Origin of the sequence: Buchnera aphidicola (Lipaphis pseudobrassicae), assembly GCF_005081185.1 — a bacterium.
GTDB lineage: Bacteria > Pseudomonadota > Gammaproteobacteria > Enterobacterales > Enterobacteriaceae > Buchnera > Buchnera aphidicola_AD.
This window is the reverse complement of record NZ_CP034870.1, coordinates 190,711-194,687: the sequence shown is the minus strand read 5'-3', so window position 1 is coordinate 194,687 and position 3,977 is coordinate 190,711. Positions and strand designations below refer to the sequence as shown.

The following is a 3,977-nucleotide window of genomic DNA, read 5'->3' as shown; positions in this document are numbered from 1 at the left end:
GCTTTAGATTTATTTTGTTTAATGATGCAAGAAAGAACCTCTACTGGACGTATTTACATACAACATGTAGATCATTGTAATTCACATAGTCCGTTTAATTCAAAATTATGCCCAATAAAACAATCTAATTTATGTTTAGAAATTACGTTGCCAACAAAATCGTTACATAATGTATATGATATAAATGGAGAAATTGCACTTTGTACGTTATCGGCTTTTAATTTAGGAAAAATTAATAATCTTGATGAATTTAAAGAATTATCTGTATTATCTGTACGTGCGCTTGACGAAATATTAGAATATCAAAACTATCCTATACCAGCAGCAAAAAAATCTTCTATTTCTAGACGTTCTTTAGGTATTGGAGTAATAAATTTTGCATATTACTTAGCAAAAAATAAAGTACGCTATTCTGACGGTAGTGCAAAAAATTTAACACATAAAACATTTGAAGCAATGCAATATTATTTATTGCAAGCATCATGTGAATTAGCAAAAGAAAAAGGAGCCTGTTCTCTATTTAATCAAACTAATTATTATTTAGGAAAACTACCGATTGATACATATAAAAGACATGTAGATAAAATATGTAATGAACCATTACATTTAAATTGGAATTTATTACGTAATAAAATTAAAAAATACGGTTTAAGAAATTCAACATTATCTGCTTTAATGCCCTCAGAAACATCTTCTCAGATATCTAATGCAACTAATGGAATTGAACCACCAAGAGGATTTATTAGTATTAAAGTTTCAAAAGATGGAATATTACGTCAAGTAGTTCCTGATTATAAAAAACTAAAATCACAATATGAACTTCTTTGGGATATACCTAATAATATTGGATATTTAGAATTAGCTAGTATCATGCAAAAATTTATTGATCAATCTATCTCCGTAAATACTCATTATGATCCAACAAAATTTTTAAATGATAAAATCCCAATGAAACAACTGCTATATGATTTACTTTTGTCTTATAAACTAGGTATAAAAACATTATATTATCAAAATGTTCGTGATGGCTCTAAAGATGATCAAAATATTTCATCTGAATCTTCAATAGAAGATATTTGCGAAAGTGGATCATGTATCATATAAATTAAAGAATTTTATACGTTATTTACAAATATTTAAACAATATAACAAAATTAATAATTTGGTATAATAATATGTCTTATACAATTTTTTCAAAAAAAAAAAATAATCAACTTAAAGAACCTATGTTTTTTGGACAACCTGTAAACATTGCTAGATATGACCAACAGAAATATAATATATTTGAAAAACTAATTGAAAAACAACTATCATTTTTCTGGAGACCAGAAGAAATAGATCTTTCTCGAGATAGAATAGATTTTCAAAATTTACCAGATCATGAAAAGCATATTTTTATTAGTAATTTAAAATATCAAACATTACTTGATTCTATTCAAGGAAGAAGTCCTAACATAGCTTTTTTACCTATTATTTCCATTCCTGAGTTAGAAACGTGGGTGGAAACCTGGTCTTTTTCAGAAACTATTCATTCACGTTCTTACACTCATATAATTAGAAACATTGTTAATTCTCCATCTTTAATATTTGATGATATTATTTCAAACAAACATATTAATGATAGAGCTAAAAATATTTCTACATATTATGATGAATTAATAAAAACCACTAGTTATTGGCATTTACTAGGTGAAGGAATTCATATCATTAATGAAAAAAAAATTAAAATAACCTTACGTGAATTAAAAAAAAAATTATATCTATGTCTCATTAGTGTAAATGTTTTAGAAGCAATTAGATTTTATGTTAGTTTTGCTTGTTCATTTGCATTTGCAGAAAGAGAGTTAATGGAAGGAAATGCTAAAATTATACGATTAATAGCACGAGATGAAGCATTGCATTTAACAGGAACTCAGCACATCTTAAATCTTTTAGTAAATATGGAAGATGATAAGGAAATGTCAAGAATAATTTTGGAATGCAAAGAAGAAGCTATAAAAATATTTATTTTAGCTTCTAAACAAGAAAAAATATGGGCTGAATATTTATTTCAAAATGGTTCTATGCTCGGACTAAATAAAGATATTATTTGTCAATATATAGAATATATCACTAATATTCGTATGCATGCTATAGGTTTTCACATGCCTTTTAAGCAAAAATCTAATCCTATTCCTTGGATTAATTCTTGGTTGAGTTCTGATAACATACAAACTGCGCCTCAAGAAACAGAAATAAGTTCATATTTAGTAGGACAAATTGATTCAGAAGTATCTAATAATGAATTTGAAAAATTTAAATTGTAAAAGGAATTATTCTATTATTGAAATAAAAAATATTAAAAAAATAATTTTATATAAAAAAAATATTTCATTATTATCTATTTTAGAATTAAATAATATTAATATAGCATATCAATGCCGATCTGGTTATTGTGGAATATGTCGTATTGAACTAATAAAAGGAAAAATATTATATTCAATAAAACAGCCTATGGCTGCTTTATTGAGAAAAAAAGATATTTTCTCTTGTTGTTGTAAACCATATGGAAACATTATAATTAAAATTTAAACAAAAAATATTAAATTTATTTAGATTGAATTGACGTCAATGCAATAGTATAAATTATATCTTCTACTGAAGCTCCACGAGATAAATCATTTACTGGTTTTCTTAACCCTTGTAGAATCGGTCCTATAGCAACTATATTTGCAGTTCGTTGCACTGCTTTATAGGCTATATTACCTGCATTTAAGTCTGGAAATATAAATATGTTTGCAGAACCTTCAATTGGCGAACGAGGCGCTTTTAATTTAAAAACAGTTTTTGAAACTGCAGTATCATATTGTACTGGACCATCTACAATTAAATTAGGATTTTTATTCTTGATAATAGCAGTCGCTTGTCTTACTTTTTCTACTGTTTCACCGTTTCCAGAAAAACCGGTAGAATAAGATAACATAGCTATACGTGGTTCTATTCCAAACATTTTTAAAGAATTAGAAGATTGGATAGCAATTTCTGCTAATTCTTCTGCATTTGGATTAACATTTACAGCACAATCACCATAAATCAAAACTTGATTTGGCAATAACATGAAAAAAATAGAAGAAACTAATGAAGTATCAGAATTAGTTTTAATTAATTGTAATGCTGGAAGTATAGTACTAGCTGTAGTATTGACCGATCCAGAAACTAATCCATCTACTTCGTTTGCCTCAAGTATCAAAGTAGCTAAAACAATATTATCTAATAATGCTATTTCAGCAAAATTTCTGTTTACATCTTTTTTTTTTCTAAGTTCTAAAAAACGAGCAATATATTTATCTCTTATTAAAATAGGATTGATTATTTCAATATTTTTATTTAAGTCAATACCATTATTCTTTGCTATGCTATAAATTTTATTTTTATCACCTAATAATACACATTCTGCAATATTGTTATGAGAAATAGAGACTGCTTTTAATATTCTAACTTCATATGATTCAGGTAATATAATACGTTTCTTATTTTGTTTTGATAATAATTTTAAATAACAACAAAATTCTCTTGGAGAATACATCATACGATAATCATATTGAGTGTCTAAAAGTTTTAAAAAATAAGAAAAAAAACTAGAAATATATTTTTGTGATTGTTGAATATAAACTTGATCTTGTAAATAAATATCAAAATTAATTTTTTGCAATTGAGATACTATCTCAATAGTATTTTTTTTTGTAAAAGCAACATGAATTTTTTTTTCAATCAATTTTTTACATAGAAAAGTAATGTCTTTTTCAGATATTGATACTTCTGTTAATATAATACCAGTAATTTCATTACTATTAAAATTTAAAACAAACATATTTATAAAGGAAAAAATACGAGTAAAAGAAACTATTATGAGACTATGTAAATAATTTTTACTTATCATACTCTTGTAATTTTGATCAAATAGAAGAACTTCTTCGACAATAGAATTTTTCATTTGT

Annotated in this window: 3 protein-coding genes and 1 pseudogene; 3 read left to right on the top strand and 1 reads right to left on the bottom strand. The window is 25.4% G+C overall.

Features of this window, described 5'->3' with window-relative positions:
- The 3 genes and pseudogenes from D9V70_RS03240 to yfaE all read left to right on the top strand — a co-directional run.
- Window positions 1-1,104: pseudogene (locus D9V70_RS03240) on the top strand (ribonucleotide-diphosphate reductase subunit alpha); the annotation flags it as partial.
- A 71-nt stretch (window positions 1,105-1,175) separates the two neighbouring features.
- Window positions 1,176-2,306 carry a class Ia ribonucleoside-diphosphate reductase subunit beta gene (gene nrdB, locus D9V70_RS00915; protein WP_158355900.1) on the top strand — a complete coding sequence of 377 codons (1,131 nt, stop codon included), beginning with the start codon at window positions 1,176-1,178 and terminating at the stop codon, window positions 2,304-2,306.
- Window positions 2,281-2,571, top strand: a complete 291-nt coding sequence (gene yfaE / locus D9V70_RS00910; RefSeq protein WP_158355899.1) for a class I ribonucleotide reductase maintenance protein YfaE — start codon at window positions 2,281-2,283, stop codon at window positions 2,569-2,571. Before nrdB ends, yfaE begins: the two co-directional genes overlap by 26 nt.
- A 16-nt stretch (window positions 2,572-2,587) precedes the next feature.
- Here the strand turns inward: yfaE and pta are convergent.
- A partial coding sequence (gene pta, locus D9V70_RS00905; RefSeq protein ID WP_158356275.1) for a phosphate acetyltransferase occupies window positions 2,588-3,977 on the bottom strand: 1,390 nt, incomplete at its 5' end.